We start from the raw sequence: 12,953 nt of genomic DNA on the forward strand, positions 1-12,953 counted from the left end.
GAAGCTGATTTTCGCGACCTTATGGTGGCGAGGCGAAAACGTCCACCGTTCGGTGGACGACGATTGCCCAGGGATTTGCGAGCCGTTCCGCGACTTGATTGAAAGGGGAAGATGGTGAGAAAATCAGTTTTGGTCCTGATGGTCCTCGCGGCGTCGATGGCGGTCAAACCCGCCTCGGCGTCCGAAGAGGTCTTCAAGCACCCGAAAGTCGGCGGCAACCGGCTCGACTGGTGCTTTTCGTTCCAGAAGGGTTGCGGCGAGAAGGCCGCCAATGCCTGGTGCCAGAGCCAGGGTTACAAGAACGCCGCCGCCTTTTCGAAGGCCGCCAATGTCGGCCTGACCCGCACCATTGGCGACTCATCGCTGTGCGCGGACACCCATTGCGACAGCTTTTCCCAGATCACCTGCTTCAAGCCGCCACTGCCCGTGGCTGTGCTGAAATACGAGGCTCCGACCTTCAAGGGGCTGCGGCTGGACTGGTGCTACGCCTGGCAAAAGCAGTGCGGCAAGCCCGCAGCGGAGGCGTTCTGCCAGAGCAAGGGCCATGCCGGCGTGAAATCGTTCGAGAAGGCGGCGCATGTCGGCGGGATGACCAGGGTCATCAGCAATTCGCAGGTCTGCGACGGCAATTGCGACAGCTTCGCCGCCATTGTCTGCCAGTAAGCGAGAAGGGGAGATCATATGCTGTTGAAAAGCCTTCGCCCAAAAGAACTGGCCCAGGTGCTGGTATCGGTGCTGTTCCTGGCCGCTCCCGATGTTGCGGTTGCGAACGAGCAGACTTTCATCAAGCCGACTTTCAAATTCAGCAGTCTGGCTGTCGTCAGTATGGTGCGCCTCGACTGGTGCTGGAAACATCAGCAGATGTGCGGCATGCGCGCCGCGGATCTCTACTGCAAGTCGCGCGGTTTTCAGAAAGTCGGCGCCTTCGCCAAGGATCCGTCCATCGGGGCGACCGTTTCGATGGGTGACAAGACGGTCTGCAACAAGGGTGTGTGCGATGGCTTTGCCAGCATCACATGTCAGGGTCCATGACGGTTTGTTTCAACCTCAATCGATTAAATCACAAAATGGCTTTGCCGGCTCTTCTTTCTTGACCCTTCCGGCCAAGAGGCGCAGTCTCGAAGGCGTCAGATGAAGCCGGCTGTCTTTCGATGGCCTCGCTGCCCCGAGGCGGCCTGCGAGACGCCGCAGGCATAAGCGATTTGCGCTTCGGAACGACAATGTCGCAACGGACAAAAGGAGCGGAGCATGACGCCACCGGACAGTCCCCCAGGGCTTCAATTGCCATTGAAGCCGCGGCAGGCATAAGTGCCAGAGGCAGGCGTATACGCCGCCCGACAAACCGTGACCTGCCGTATCCCCGAAAATCAGAGACCACTGGTCGGATCGTCGGCTGACTGCCGCGAAGCATCCGAGACCGAAAGCCGGTAAACATTCCCGGCAAGTTGGATTGGAAATCCATGAAAGCCCCGTCAGACTGCGGAAGCAGCGGCGGGGCTTGCATTTTATGGGCCGACCGATGGTCCGACAAACCGCAACAGCAAGCCTATCAGCGGTTCGGAATTCGACTGTCTCCGGTGGCCATGTCTATAGTTATGCTGCCGCCGATCCTGACATCGGTGTCGCCGATCTTGAACGACCCATCGTTGCCGGCCGGTAGCGCGTCATCCGGCTCCGGCTGTGGCGCCGGCTTGGCGATGCGGTAGTCGCCACTGACGCCGGGCAGTTGGGACGAACTGTCGTCGGCGAGAGCCGCGGTGCCCGCCATCGCGGCGCCGGCGAGGGCCGCGAGGGTGATACGCAAAAGCCTTGGTGTCCGACGACTGGTCATTGGCCAGATATAATCTGACAGCGGAGGCGATGCCACAGGCAGGGCAATCAAATTCCTGCGCCTGACGATCAAGCCGCCTTCTTGCGGGTGTCGAAGACGTGGTCGACAATGCCCCATTCCTGGGCCTCGCGCGCGGTCATGAAATGGTCGCGGTCCAGCGTGCGCTCGACCTCTTCGTAGGTGCGGCCGCAATGCTGCGCATAGAGTTCGGTCATGTGCCGCTTGGTCCGGCTTATCCGTTCGGCGTGACGCTGGATATCGGAGGCCTGACCCTGGAAGCCGCCCAGCGGCTGGTGCAACAGGACGGTGGCATTTGGCAGCGCAATGCGTCGCCCCGGCGTGCCGGCCATCAGAAGGAAAGAGCCCATCGACGCGGCAAAGCCCATGCAGACCGTCGACACCGGGCAACTGATGTACTGCATCGTGTCGTAGATGGCGAAGCCGCTGGTCACGACGCCGCCCGGCGAATTGATGTAGAGAGAGATTTCCTTGTCGGGATTGTCCGATTCCAGCGACAGAAGCTGTGCGCAGACCAGTGCCGAGACATCGTCATTGATCTCGCCGTTGATGAAGACGATGCGCTCGCGCAAGAGCCGCGAGAAAATGTCGAAGGCGCGTTCGCCGCGGCTGGATTGCTCGATCACCATCGGCACAAGGCTGGCAATACCGCTCATGGTCTTCTCCATTGTATGTGTTCAGGCCGCGCGCATCAGCGGCGGGATGTTCGCGGCGACAGGCTTTGCGGTCTCACGCAAGCCCAGGGAAAGCCTGCAGCCGGCGTTCGCCATGGCAACCGCGGGCATGGCCTTGCGGGCAAAGCCGTCATGGACGATGCGCAGATGCGTGCCGCCGGAGGCTGTGCGATCGAGGGTGAAAGTAACGACGCTGTCGAGTGGATCGCCCACGATGCCTGCATGCTCGCGCCAGGAATAGCGCAGCAATCGTTCGGGCTGAGCTTCGAGAACCTCGCATTCGATCGCCGTATCCGATCCGGTGAAGGCAAAGCGGCTGCCGGGTTGCGGCTTCATGTCGTTCGGCATCATCCAGGCGGCCAGCAGTTCCGGAACCGTCAGCGCCCGCCATACTTTTTCCGGCGGCTCGGCAAGATCGTATTCGAACTCGAGCGCGTCCGCTTCGGTCTCGGTCTTCATTGATCCATCTCCTTCAAAACGGTCTTCAGTCTTTCGATGCGCTCCGGCCAGAAGGCGCGGTAGCGTTCGATCCAGGAGAGCAGCGGCGTAAGCCCCTTGGGGTCGGCGCGGTAGTAGGCGTTGCGGCCGGCACGCCGCTCGATCACCAGGCCGGCGCTACGCAAGACCGCCAGGTGCTGGGAGACGGCCGGCTGCGACACCGTCATGCCGCTGCGCAGCTCCGACACGCTCATCTCGGCCGCGGCGAGCCGTTCGAAGACGGCGCGGCGCGTCGGGTCCGCCAGGGCGCGGAAAATCTCTGCTTCGATCATGGCAAAAGCATAAGTCGATACTTATTGATTTGGCAAGCGATGTTTTGAGACCCATATGCGTGTCCAGCCCATTGCTGCCATTCCTTGACAATCAGCGGCAGTGCATATAGGAACGAAAAGAGAACAAAAACCTTGTGGGAAAAGCCAGCCTTGGCAGGCGGGTGACGTGCGCAACCTGTAAGGTGCTGCCACAAAATTTGTTTCGGATGAGCGCGGAGAAGTATCATGGCGGGTAGCGTCAACAAGGTCATTCTGGTCGGCAATCTCGGCGCGGATCCTGAAATCCGCCGCCTGAATTCCGGCGAGCCGGTCGTCAACATCCGCATCGCCACGTCGGAAAGCTGGCGCGACAAGAATTCCGGCGAGCGCAAGGAAAAGACCGAGTGGCACAATGTCGTCATCTTCAACGACCAGCTCGCCAAGGTGGCGGAGCAGTATTTGAAGAAGGGCATGAAGGTCTATGTCGAGGGCCAGTTGCAGACCCGCAAATGGCAGGACCAGACCGGCGCCGACAAGTACACGACCGAGGTCGTGCTGCAGAAATTCCGCGGCGAGCTGCAGATGCTCGACGGGCGCGGCCAGGGCGAGGGCGGTCAGGTCGGCGGCTATTCAGGTGGCGGCAGCAGCCGCGGTTCCGATTTCGGCCAGTCCAGCCCGAATGAAAGCTTCAACCGTGGCGGCGGCTCTTCGAGGGGCGGCGGCGGCGGCGGTTCTTCGCGCGAACTGGACGACGAAATCCCGTTCTGATCGCAGACATGGACGGGCGGCCGACGCCGCGGATGATGCGCGCCCCGAAGGTCCGGCATGGACTTTCGGGGTTTTGCATTGTTGATTTCGCCGGAAGCAGGCGGTCAAGGACTGAAAGGACAGGGCAATGAAGGCACGGGTGAAATGGGTCGAGGAGCGCACTTTCGTCGGCGAGTCCGGCAGCGGCCACAAGCTCGTGCTGGGCACTGCCTCCGGTGCTGAAGGCCGGACGCCGGGGCCGAGCCCGATGGAACTGGTTCTGATCGGCACCGGCGGCTGTTCGGCCTATGATGTCGTGCACATTCTCGAAAAGGGGCGTGAGGCGGTCGAGGACTGCGTGGTCGAACTCGATGCCGACCGAGCCGAGACCGAGCCGAAAGTGTTCACCCGCATCCATATGCATTTCATCGTCAAGGGCCGCGCGCTCTCGCACGACAAGGTCAAGCGCGCGATCGACCTGTCGATCGACAAGTACTGCTCTGCCTCGGCCATGATGGCCAAGACCGCCACGATCACGCATGATTTCGAAGTGGTCGACACAGCGGCGAAGTAGGGGCAGCCGGCGACCGCTTCATGGGAATGCCGCCTGGCCTATGAGGCCGCACGCGTTCCCTGGTGGAACACGAGCCGCCAGTTTCCGTCGCGGCGCGACCAGACGGAGCTGCGCAATGACGCCACGGCATTCCCTGTCTTGGGTCGCAGGCGATAGGTGAGGAGCACAACCTCCGGAGCCAACTGGACTGCCCGGATGTTGGTCATCTCCAGATGATCGTCGGGCACCGGCCCATCTTCGGAGGCTGTCAGCGCGGCCAGGATTGACCGCTTGTCGTATTCATGGCCGGACTTGCCGAACTCGATCATGTCGTCGTCCAGGACAGCGTCGAGAAAATCCGGATCGGAGCGCGTTGGCGCCTTCAACAGTGCCAGTTCCAGTTCGACAATCCTTGGATCGACAGTCATTTCAAATGCTACCCAACCATCAGCGCCTTGATTCCGTCGGCCACGAACTGCACGGCCAGCGCCGCCAGGATGACGCCGAGCAGGCGGGTCAGGATCGAGCGGCCGGTCTGGCCGAGGATGCGGTCGATGCGCTCCGACAGCACGAACACCAGGTAGGTGATGACCAGGCAGGCAAAGATGATGCCGACGAGTGCCGCCTGCGCGGCAAAGCCCTGGAACGAGCCGGAGAGCAGCACCGTCGCCGAAATCGCGCCGGGGCCGGCGATCAGCGGGATTGCCAGCGGGAAAGCGGCGATGTTGTGGATCATGTCCTTGGTGATGGCGACGTCGCCGATCTTCTCCTTGCGGTCCTGCCGGCGCTCGAACACCATTTCGAAGGCGATGAAGAACAGCAGGAAACCGCCGGCGACGCGGAAGGCCGGCAGCGTGATGCCGAACACCGACAGGATCGAGGCGCCGGCGATGGCGAACAGGGCCATCACCAGGAAGCCGATGACCGAGGCGCGCACCGACACTTGCTGGCGCTCGTCGCGGTTCATGCCGCGTGTCACGGCAAGAAACAGCGGCGCCAGGCCGGGCGGATCGATGGTCACCAGAATGGTGACGAAGGCGTTGAACAGGCTGTCGAAGCTCGGCATCTCTGACCCCTCCCGCCGGGCCAGGCCCGTACCGCGATATTGGTAGAGCAAAGCCTGGTCGGTGGGAACAGTCAGGGTTGTGAAACCCGCTCAGCTGGCAGCGCCGCAGTAGGCTTCAAGACGATAGCCGTCGGGATCGACGACGAACGCGGCGTAATAGTCTTGGCCATAGTCCAAGCGCAGGCCCGGCGCGCCATTGTCGCGCCCGCCCGCACGCACGGCACCGGCATGGAACGCATCGACACTGTCTCGCGTCGGTGCGGTGAAGCAGAAATGCAGGCCGGATTTTTCGTCCGCCGGCACCGGCCGGGACGCTTCGTTCACCCACAATGCGACACCTTGCGCGCCATAACCCAGCGATCCCTGCGACTGGCTCAGGCAGCTGTACCCCAGCGGCTTCAGCGCGGCGTCGTAGAAGCGCTTGGAGGCGTTGCAGTCGCGAACGCCGATCGAGACGTGATCGAACATGTTTTTCTCCATTGTTACAAGGTGTTGTCAGGTTGAATTGCCGTAACGCGGCGTGCCAGGAATTCCACCTCCAGCCGCCAGGTCGCGCCATCGTCGTGCGAGCGTTCGCCGAGCCATCGGAACGAATTTTCGGTGATCCGCGAAAAACTCCAGCGCACCGACGAACCGCTGCCGTCGGCACCGACCTGCACGATCCTGTCGCCCTCGGCACGGCCGGACTGCCGGCTGTAATACTGATTGCGCGGGTCACTCCAGAATATGTGCCAGGCATCCGCGCCGGGGTCGTAGAGGCGCAGCGTCGTCCCGTAGAACGTCCATTTGCCAAGGGCGGGCGAGGGGCCGGCGTCACGTGCCGGGAGGATCCAGACGTCCTGGATGGCGCGGCCCTCCAGCACCCAGCCGAAATGCACCTCGCCGCGTCCGGTCAGCACGGTGCCGTCCTCGAGGTGGCGCGATGCGTCGAACGTCCAGGCGCCGACGAAGCGGCCGTAGAGGTTCAGCTTCCCGGCAAGCCCCTCGATCGGTCCGGGACTGTGCAAAGCTTCGGCAAAGGGGTCGAACATGGCGCGGTCTCTTCTTGTCAGGAGACCGATAGGAGTAGGCGGCGGCGCACTTCCGGGCTTGGGAAAAATTGCTATATCTGGGCGATGACCGCGATCACCCGCACCCTCGCATCCGGACCCGGTTGGCATGTGGCGGACGTGATCTGCACCGCCCGCGCCGGCGATCCGCCTTTCGAGGAAGCGCATCAGGATTTCTGCGTCGCCGTGGTCACCAGCGGCACATTCCGCTATCGCGCACCACAGGGCACAGCCATGCTGGCGCCTGGCGCGCTTCTGCTCGGCAATTCCGGCACCTGCTATGAATGCGGGCACGAGCATGGCGGTGGCGACCGCTGTATCTCGTTTCATTTCCGGCCGGCCTATATGGAAAGGATCGTCGCTCACGTGCCCGGCGCCAGGGCGCTCGACTTCGGAGCGCCGCGCCTGCCGCCTCTGCCGGCCCTGGCAGCGCTGCTGGCCGAGATGGAGGCCGCGCGCGAGACGAGCGAGGCCAGCTTGTTCGAGGAACTCGGACTGCGTATCGCCGGTGCCGCCGTGGCAGCCGCCTCGGGCACGACGCCTCTCGCGCGCACCCCGAGCCGCCGCGATCAGAAACGGGTCGCCGAAGCGGTGCGGCGTATCGAGATCGAAGCCGACGCACCGGTTTCGTTATCGATGCTTGCCAGCGAAACCGCGACCAGCCCGTATCATTTCTTGCGTACCTTCCGGCAGGTAGCCGGCATGACGCCTTACCAGTTCCTGCTGAAGACCCGCCTGCATCGCGCCGCCGTCCGGCTGCGCATGTCGCCCGATGCCATCTCCACGATCGCTTTCGAGGCCGGCTTCAACGATCTGTCGACCTTCAACCGCCGGTTCCGAAACGTCATGGGCCAGACGCCGGGCCGCTATCGCGCAGAGCGCTGACAACGATTCCCGGTCCCGCGGCGTCAGTCCGTGGTCGGCCCGCACCAGCCGGGCAGATAGTTCGCTTCCGCGCCCTTGGCCAGGACGAGGGCTTCCTTCATCGCCTTGTCGAAATTCTTCGTCACGGCATCCCGGTCGATGCGCCGGCGCAGGAAATCCGCCCAGATGAATTCGCTGAACGGCGTCGTGTCCTTGGCGTAGCCGCCCAGCCGGCGCAGTTCGCCCGCCATGCTGCGGTAAGGGTCGTCGACGAGCTCGCCGATGGTCTTGGGGATCGCCGCATAGTCGCGGCGCTGGCCGTTTGCGTCGAAAGGATGCATCCAGCCCCTGTTGTCGAGCATGAAAAGAAACGCGTCCTTGTCGAGGGCCGACAAGTCGCTGATCACCGTTACGAGCACGTCCTTGACCCCTTCCTCGAGCAAGGCGCGCGCCAGATGATGATGATCGGTGACATAGTTGCGTCTTTTCGGTCCCAGCACCACGGGAACCATGTGCTTGCCAAGGAAGGCGCCTGTCTTGGCCGCACTCTGCGAACGGATCATCTGGCGCTTCAGCTCGACCTCGCGCATGCCGACGGTAATCTGCGTCGGCCGCAGTTCCTTGACCGGAACCGGGGTCACCAGCGGCTCTCTGAGCACGATCATGCGGGGCTCTCCTGTTTTTCCGGCGGCGGACCGGCATGCAGCGCCCTGACGGCGGCATCGACGCTGTGGAAGATCCGCTGCGGGCCGACAAGGTCGATGATGCCGAAGCGGGCCAGGGCAGCCTGGGCGCGTACCGATTCCATGCGAGCAATGGCGAATATTGCGCCCGCATTGCGGCAATGGGTGATGGTTTCGATCAATGCCTGGGCGGCGGTGTAGTCGATCTCGACAATGTTACTGGCTTCCAGGACGACGAGCTTCACGTCACCCTTTCCGGCATCGACCAATTGGCAAAAGCCGCGCTTGAAGCGGTCGGCATTGACGAAGGACAGCGGCGCCTGGAACGCCGCGACCAGCACGCCGGGCGTCTGATTCCCCGGCGCTCCTTGGGTTGGCGGCCACCAGACCGATGTTCCGGGCACCTGGTCGAGCTCGATGGGCTGCGTGCGTGTCGCGCTCCAGACGCCATGCAGCAGCGAAAGACCGATGCCGATGGCAACGCCGATCTGGATCGGCAGCGCAACGATCGCCACCATCGTGATCAGGATCAGCACGAATTCGATCGGGGCCTGGCGGTAGACATTGGCGAACACCTGCCAGCGCAGAATGCGCTGCGCCACGAACAGAAGCACGCCCGCGAGGGCTGCCTGCGGAACGCTGGCAAGCAGGCCGCCGCCAAACGCGCCGAGCGCCAGGACGATGGCGGCCGCGACGAGGCCCGCCACTTGCGAATGCCCGCCTGTCTGGGCGGCGATCGCCGTGCGAGGGGGACTGGCATTGACCGGAAAGCCCCCGAACAGGCCGGAAGCGACGCCGCCGGCGCCGACGCCGACGAAATCGCGGTTGACGTCGGGCGCCTCGCCCTGGGGCGGCACGAAGGAACGGGCGGTTGCCGCCGTCTGGACCATGACGACGATGGCGATCAGCAAAGCCAGTGGCAACAGCGCCTGGATGTCATCGAGGCCGGCCAGGGGAAGGCTGGCCCGGGGCAGGCCGTTCGGCAACGCGCCGAGCACGGCGACGCCACGGTTTGCCAGACCGAGCACGATGACGGCCAGCGTCGCCAGCACGAGCCCGATCAGGGCTCCGGGAATGCGTGCGCTGATGCGCTCGCAGACAAAGACGATGAGGAACACGCCAAGGCCCAGGATCAGGCTCCACGGGTTGGTGAGGTGGATATTGGCGGCAATCTCGCCGACGCGTTGCAGCGTCTCTCCGCTTTCCGCCGGCAGGCCAAGCAGTCCCGGCAGTTGCGAGACGATGATGTGGATCGAGATGCCGGCAAGGAAACCGGTGGTGACCGGAACCGACAGGAGGTCGGCGATCCAGCCGAGTCGAAGCAGGCCGCAAAGGATGACCAGCGCTCCAACCATCACCGCCAGTGTCGCCGCCATCGCGAGATATTGCGGCGAGCCGCTGGCCGCCAGCAAGGCCAGGCCTCCGGCAAAAAGCGGCGTGATGGTCGAATCCGCGCCGGCCGACAGGTAACGGTTGGCGCCGAAGGCCGCGAACGCCACCGAACCGGCGACGAAGACGAAAAAACCGATTTCGGGTGCGAAGCCGCCGAGCCGCGCCGTCGCCATCTGTTCGGGAATTGCGATCGCCGCCAGGGTGAAGCCGGCAATGAGGTCGCCATTGATGTTCGCCGGCGTCCAGCCGCGCAGCGATTGGAAGGGCAGCCAGGAGGCCAGATTCGTCATGGGGCAGGCCTTTGCTGGAAAGACACCCAACAGGCGGCTTTTGCCGCGACGGTCCTGAAAAGCACCTTGGCCATATCGTCGCAATCGGTGGTATCCATTTGAAATTACCACCAAAAATGACACTGGAAAAGTGCCGACGACATTGGAGTTTCAGCCCCGCTTCCTATATAAGCAGCAAGTGATTCCTGATTAGATTGTGATCCGATTTGACCGACCAGAAGACACCGCGCGGCGCCGATGGCGGCCCCACCGGCATCGAGCCGATATCCATCATCGAGGAGATGCAGCGCTCCTATCTCGATTACGCCATGAGCGTGATCGTCAGCCGTGCGCTGCCGGACGTGCGCGACGGCCTGAAGCCGGTGCACCGCCGCATTCTCTTTGCCTCGCATGAGAGCGGCTACCACTGGAACCGCAAATATGTGAAATCGGCGCGTCCTGTCGCCGACGTGATGGGTAAATACCATCCGCACGGCGACGCCTCGATCTATGACGCCCTGGTGCGCATGGCGCAGGACTGGTCGCTGCGCGTGCCGCTGATCGACGGGCAAGGCAATTTCGGCTCCATCGACGGCGATCCGCCGGCGGCAATGCGTTACACCGAGTCCAGGCTGACCAAGGTCGCGCATGAGCTTCTGGAAGACATCGACAAGGAAACCGTCGATTTCCAGGACACTTACGATGCTTCCGGCAGCGAACCCAAGGTCCTGCCGGCTCGTTTTCCCAATCTTCTGGTCAACGGCTCCGGCGGCATCGCCGTCGGCATGGCCACCAACATCCCGCCGCACAATCTGAGCGAAGTCTGCAACGGCGCGATCGCCATCATCGACAATCCGGCGATCGACCTGCCGGCGCTGATGGAAATCATTCCGGGCCCGGATTTTCCGACCGGCGGCATCGTGCTTGGCCGTTCGGGCATCTACAGCGCCTATTCGACCGGCCGCGGCTCCATCGTCATGCGCGGCAGGGTCAACATCGAGCCGCGCGGCAATGATCGCGAATCGATCATCATCACCGAGATTCCCTATCAGGTGAACAAGGCCTCGATGATCGAGAAGATGGCCGAACTGGTGCGCGACAAGCGCATCGAGGGCATTTCAGACATCCGTGACGAGAGCGATCGCCAGGGCTATCGCGTCGTCATCGAACTGAAGCGCGACGCGGTGGCCGACGTCATCCTCAACCAGCTTTACCGCTTCACGCCGCTGCAGACCTCTTTCGGCGCCAACATGGTGGCGCTGAACGGCGGCAAGCCGGAACTGCTGACGCTGACCGACATGCTGAAGGCGTTCGTCACCTTCCGCGAGGAGGTGGTCACCCGGCGCACCAAGTTCCTGCTGCGCAAGGCGCGCGACCGCGCCCATGTCCTGGTAGGCCTCGCCATCGCCGTCGCCAATATCGACGAAGTGATCAAGCTGATCCGCACCGCGCCCGATCCTCAGACGGCGCGCGAGCAGTTGATGGAGCGGCGCTGGCCCGCAGGCGATGTCGAATCGCTGATCCTGCTGATCGACGACCCGCGCCACCGCATCAACGAGGACGGCACCTACAACCTGTCCGAGGAACAGGCGCGCGCCATCCTCGAACTGCGCCTGCAGCGCCTGACCGCGCTCGGCCGCGACGAGATCGCCGACGAACTGAACACGATCGGCACAGAGATCCTCGATTATCTCGACATCCTGTCTTCGCGCGCCCGCGTCCAGCAGATCGTCAAGGACGAGCTCGCCGCAGTGCGCGACGAGTTCGGCACGCCGCGCCGTACCGAACTGACCGACGGCGGCGCCGACATGGAAGACGAGGACCTGATCCAGCGCGAGGACATGGTCGTGACGGTGAGCCATTCGGGCTACATCAAGCGCGTGCCGCTGTCGCTCTACCGGGCACAGCGCCGCGGCGGCAAGGGCCGCTCCGGCATGTCGACCAAGGACGAGGATTTCGTCACCCGTCTGTTCGTGGCCAACACGCACACGCCGGTGCTGTTCTTCTCCTCGCGCGGCATCGTCTACAAGGAAAAGGTCTGGCGGCTGCCGATCGGCAATCCGCAGTCGCGCGGCAAGGCGCTGATCAACATGCTGCCGCTGGAGCAGGGCGAGCGCATCACCACCATCATGCCGCTGCCCGAGGACGAGACGAGCTGGGGCGAGCTCGACGTGATGTTCGCCACCACGCGCGGCACCGTGCGCCGCAACAAGCTGTCCGACTTCGTCCAGGTCAACCGCAACGGCAAGATCGCCATGAAGCTGGAGGAAGAAGGCGACGAGATTCTCGGCGTCGAGACCTGCACCGACAATGACGATGTGCTTCTGACCGCCAGCTCCGGCCAGTGCATTCGCTTCCCCGTCGGCGACGTGCGCGTCTTCCAGAGCCGAAACTCGGTTGGCGTGCGCGGCATAACCATGGCCGAGGCCGACCGCATCATCTCCATGTCGGTGATCGAGAATGTCGATGCGCCGCCAGCGGAACGCGCCGCCTACCTCAAGCGGGCCGCGGCCGAACGACGGCTTGCCGCCGGGGTTGCTGCCGGTGAAGAGGAAGAGATCGCGCTGACCAATGAAGAGGTCGGCGAGGAGACCGAGCTCTCCGAAGAGCGCTACGAGTTCCTCAAGGCGCATGAAAAGTACGTGCTGACGGTCACCGAATATGGCTACGGCAAGCGGTCTTCGTCCTATGATTTCCGCCTGACGGGGCGCGGCGGCAAGGGCATCCGCGCCACCGACGTGTCGAAAACCGCCGAAATCGGCAGGCTGGTGGCGACGTTCCCGGTCGGCAATGACGACCAGATCATGCTGGTTTCCGATGGCGGTACCGTCATCCGCGTGCCGGTCAACGGCATCCGTTTCGCCAGCCGTGCCACCAAGGGTGTGACCATCTTCAACACCGCCGAAGGCGAAAAGGTGGTTTCGGTCGAGCGCATTTCGGAGCCGCAATCGGACGAGGAAGGCGAGGAGGCCGTCGAGAATGGTGCCGGCAGCGATCCGTCGGCCGAGGCCGGTCCGGAGAGCGCCGAATAAATCCGGCAACAAGTCTCCTGATGTGG

General features: G+C 63.3%; 16 protein-coding genes. 6 read left to right on the top strand and 10 right to left on the bottom strand.

Annotated features, from left to right (window positions below):
- Positions 1-114 precede the first annotated feature (114 nt).
- Together FFS37_RS11565 and FFS37_RS11570 are read left to right on the top strand one after the other, a co-directional pair.
- Positions 115-663 (top strand): hypothetical protein, encoded by a 549-nt coding sequence (locus FFS37_RS11565; RefSeq protein ID WP_137931077.1) that lies wholly within the window; start codon positions 115-117, stop codon positions 661-663.
- Between the two features lie 18 nt (positions 664-681).
- Entirely contained in the window at positions 682-1,032 is a 351-nt protein-coding gene (locus FFS37_RS11570) for a hypothetical protein (RefSeq protein ID WP_137931078.1), read from the top strand.
- Between the two features lie 517 nt (positions 1,033-1,549).
- Here FFS37_RS11570 and FFS37_RS11575 read toward each other — a convergent pair.
- The 4 genes from FFS37_RS11575 to FFS37_RS11590 all read right to left on the bottom strand — a co-directional run bounded on the left by FFS37_RS11575 (position 1,550) and on the right by FFS37_RS11590 (position 3,293).
- On the bottom strand, positions 1,550-1,804 hold the full coding sequence (locus FFS37_RS11575) for a hypothetical protein (RefSeq protein WP_408631432.1): 255 nt from the start codon (positions 1,802-1,804) through the stop codon (positions 1,550-1,552).
- A gap of 95 nt (positions 1,805-1,899) precedes the next feature.
- A complete protein-coding gene (locus tag FFS37_RS11580; protein ID WP_137931080.1) occupies positions 1,900-2,505 on the bottom strand; it encodes an ATP-dependent Clp protease proteolytic subunit in 606 nt (201 codons plus the stop codon).
- Between the two features lie 21 nt (positions 2,506-2,526).
- Complete coding sequence (locus FFS37_RS11585; protein ID WP_137931081.1) at positions 2,527-2,982, bottom strand: SRPBCC family protein; 456 nt, start codon at positions 2,980-2,982, stop codon at positions 2,527-2,529.
- Entirely contained in the window at positions 2,979-3,293 is a 315-nt protein-coding gene (locus tag FFS37_RS11590) for an ArsR/SmtB family transcription factor (protein WP_137931082.1), read from the bottom strand. Before FFS37_RS11590 ends, FFS37_RS11585 begins: the two co-directional genes overlap by 4 nt.
- Before the next feature lie 225 nt (positions 3,294-3,518).
- Between FFS37_RS11590 and FFS37_RS11595 the strand changes: the two genes are divergently transcribed.
- Both FFS37_RS11595 and FFS37_RS11600 read left to right on the top strand, forming a co-directional pair.
- Complete coding sequence (locus tag FFS37_RS11595) at positions 3,519-4,040, top strand: single-stranded DNA-binding protein (RefSeq protein ID WP_137931083.1); 522 nt, start codon at positions 3,519-3,521, stop codon at positions 4,038-4,040.
- Between the two features lie 127 nt (positions 4,041-4,167).
- The gene (locus FFS37_RS11600; protein ID WP_137931084.1) at positions 4,168-4,593 is read left to right on the top strand and encodes an OsmC family protein; all 426 of its coding nucleotides are present in this window, start codon (positions 4,168-4,170) and stop codon (positions 4,591-4,593) included.
- A gap of 38 nt (positions 4,594-4,631) precedes the next feature.
- On the opposite strand, the gene FFS37_RS11605 is transcribed toward FFS37_RS11600, so the two are convergent.
- From FFS37_RS11605 to FFS37_RS11620, 4 genes are all read right to left on the bottom strand, one after another.
- On the bottom strand, positions 4,632-5,000 hold the full coding sequence (locus FFS37_RS11605; protein ID WP_137931085.1) for a nuclear transport factor 2 family protein: 369 nt from the start codon (positions 4,998-5,000) through the stop codon (positions 4,632-4,634).
- 8 nt (positions 5,001-5,008) lie between these two features.
- The gene (locus FFS37_RS11610; RefSeq protein ID WP_137931086.1) at positions 5,009-5,638 is read right to left on the bottom strand and encodes a MarC family protein; all 630 of its coding nucleotides are present in this window, start codon (positions 5,636-5,638) and stop codon (positions 5,009-5,011) included.
- 90 nt (positions 5,639-5,728) lie between these two features.
- A complete protein-coding gene (locus FFS37_RS11615; protein WP_137931087.1) occupies positions 5,729-6,106 on the bottom strand; it encodes a VOC family protein in 378 nt (125 codons plus the stop codon).
- A 14-nt stretch (positions 6,107-6,120) separates the two neighbouring features.
- Positions 6,121-6,669: a hypothetical protein gene (locus FFS37_RS11620; RefSeq protein ID WP_137931088.1), complete on the bottom strand. Its 549-nt coding sequence runs from the start codon at positions 6,667-6,669 to the stop codon at positions 6,121-6,123.
- 84 nt (positions 6,670-6,753) lie between these two features.
- Here FFS37_RS11620 and FFS37_RS11625 point away from each other — a divergent pair, with 84 nt between their 5' ends.
- Positions 6,754-7,572: a helix-turn-helix transcriptional regulator gene (locus FFS37_RS11625; RefSeq protein ID WP_137931089.1), complete on the top strand. Its 819-nt coding sequence runs from the start codon at positions 6,754-6,756 to the stop codon at positions 7,570-7,572.
- Positions 7,573-7,595: 23 nt separating this feature from the next.
- On the opposite strand, the gene FFS37_RS11630 is transcribed toward FFS37_RS11625, so the two are convergent.
- Positions 7,596-8,216 carry a ParB-like protein gene (locus tag FFS37_RS11630; protein ID WP_137931090.1) on the bottom strand — a complete coding sequence of 207 codons (621 nt, stop codon included), beginning with the start codon at positions 8,214-8,216 and terminating at the stop codon, positions 7,596-7,598.
- Entirely contained in the window at positions 8,213-9,916 is a 1,704-nt protein-coding gene (locus tag FFS37_RS11635; protein WP_137931091.1) for a SulP family inorganic anion transporter, read from the bottom strand. Before FFS37_RS11635 ends, FFS37_RS11630 begins: the two co-directional genes overlap by 4 nt.
- A 206-nt stretch (positions 9,917-10,122) precedes the next feature.
- Between FFS37_RS11635 and gyrA the strand changes: the two genes are divergently transcribed.
- The gene (gene gyrA / locus FFS37_RS11640) at positions 10,123-12,927 is read left to right on the top strand and encodes a DNA gyrase subunit A (protein ID WP_137931092.1); all 2,805 of its coding nucleotides are present in this window, start codon (positions 10,123-10,125) and stop codon (positions 12,925-12,927) included.
- The last annotated feature ends 26 nt before the right edge of the window (positions 12,928-12,953 follow it).

It is taken from the genome of Mesorhizobium comanense, assembly GCF_005503535.1.
GTDB lineage: Bacteria > Pseudomonadota > Alphaproteobacteria > Rhizobiales > Rhizobiaceae > Mesorhizobium > Mesorhizobium comanense.

Coding starts and splice junctions, on each gene's coding strand:
- FFS37_RS11570 (WP_137931078.1), top strand. CDS start 682: ATGCTGTTGAAAAGCCTTCGCCCAAAAGAACTGGCCCAGGTGCTGGTA.
- FFS37_RS11580 (WP_137931080.1), bottom strand. CDS start 2,505: ATGAGCGGTATTGCCAGCCTTGTGCCGATGGTGATCGAGCAATCCAGC.
- FFS37_RS11585 (WP_137931081.1), bottom strand. CDS start 2,982: ATGAAGACCGAGACCGAAGCGGACGCGCTCGAGTTCGAATACGATCTT.
- FFS37_RS11590 (WP_137931082.1), bottom strand. CDS start 3,293: ATGATCGAAGCAGAGATTTTCCGCGCCCTGGCGGACCCGACGCGCCGC.
- FFS37_RS11595 (WP_137931083.1), top strand. CDS start 3,519: ATGGCGGGTAGCGTCAACAAGGTCATTCTGGTCGGCAATCTCGGCGCG.
- FFS37_RS11600 (WP_137931084.1), top strand. CDS start 4,168: ATGAAGGCACGGGTGAAATGGGTCGAGGAGCGCACTTTCGTCGGCGAG.
- FFS37_RS11605 (WP_137931085.1), bottom strand. CDS start 5,000: ATGACTGTCGATCCAAGGATTGTCGAACTGGAACTGGCACTGTTGAAG.
- FFS37_RS11610 (WP_137931086.1), bottom strand. CDS start 5,638: ATGCCGAGCTTCGACAGCCTGTTCAACGCCTTCGTCACCATTCTGGTG.
- FFS37_RS11615 (WP_137931087.1), bottom strand. CDS start 6,106: ATGTTCGATCACGTCTCGATCGGCGTTCGCGACTGCAACGCCTCCAAG.
- FFS37_RS11620 (WP_137931088.1), bottom strand. CDS start 6,669: ATGTTCGACCCCTTTGCCGAAGCTTTGCACAGTCCCGGACCGATCGAG.
- FFS37_RS11625 (WP_137931089.1), top strand. CDS start 6,754: ATGACCGCGATCACCCGCACCCTCGCATCCGGACCCGGTTGGCATGTG.
- FFS37_RS11630 (WP_137931090.1), bottom strand. CDS start 8,216: ATGATCGTGCTCAGAGAGCCGCTGGTGACCCCGGTTCCGGTCAAGGAA.
- FFS37_RS11635 (WP_137931091.1), bottom strand. CDS start 9,916: ATGACGAATCTGGCCTCCTGGCTGCCCTTCCAATCGCTGCGCGGCTGG.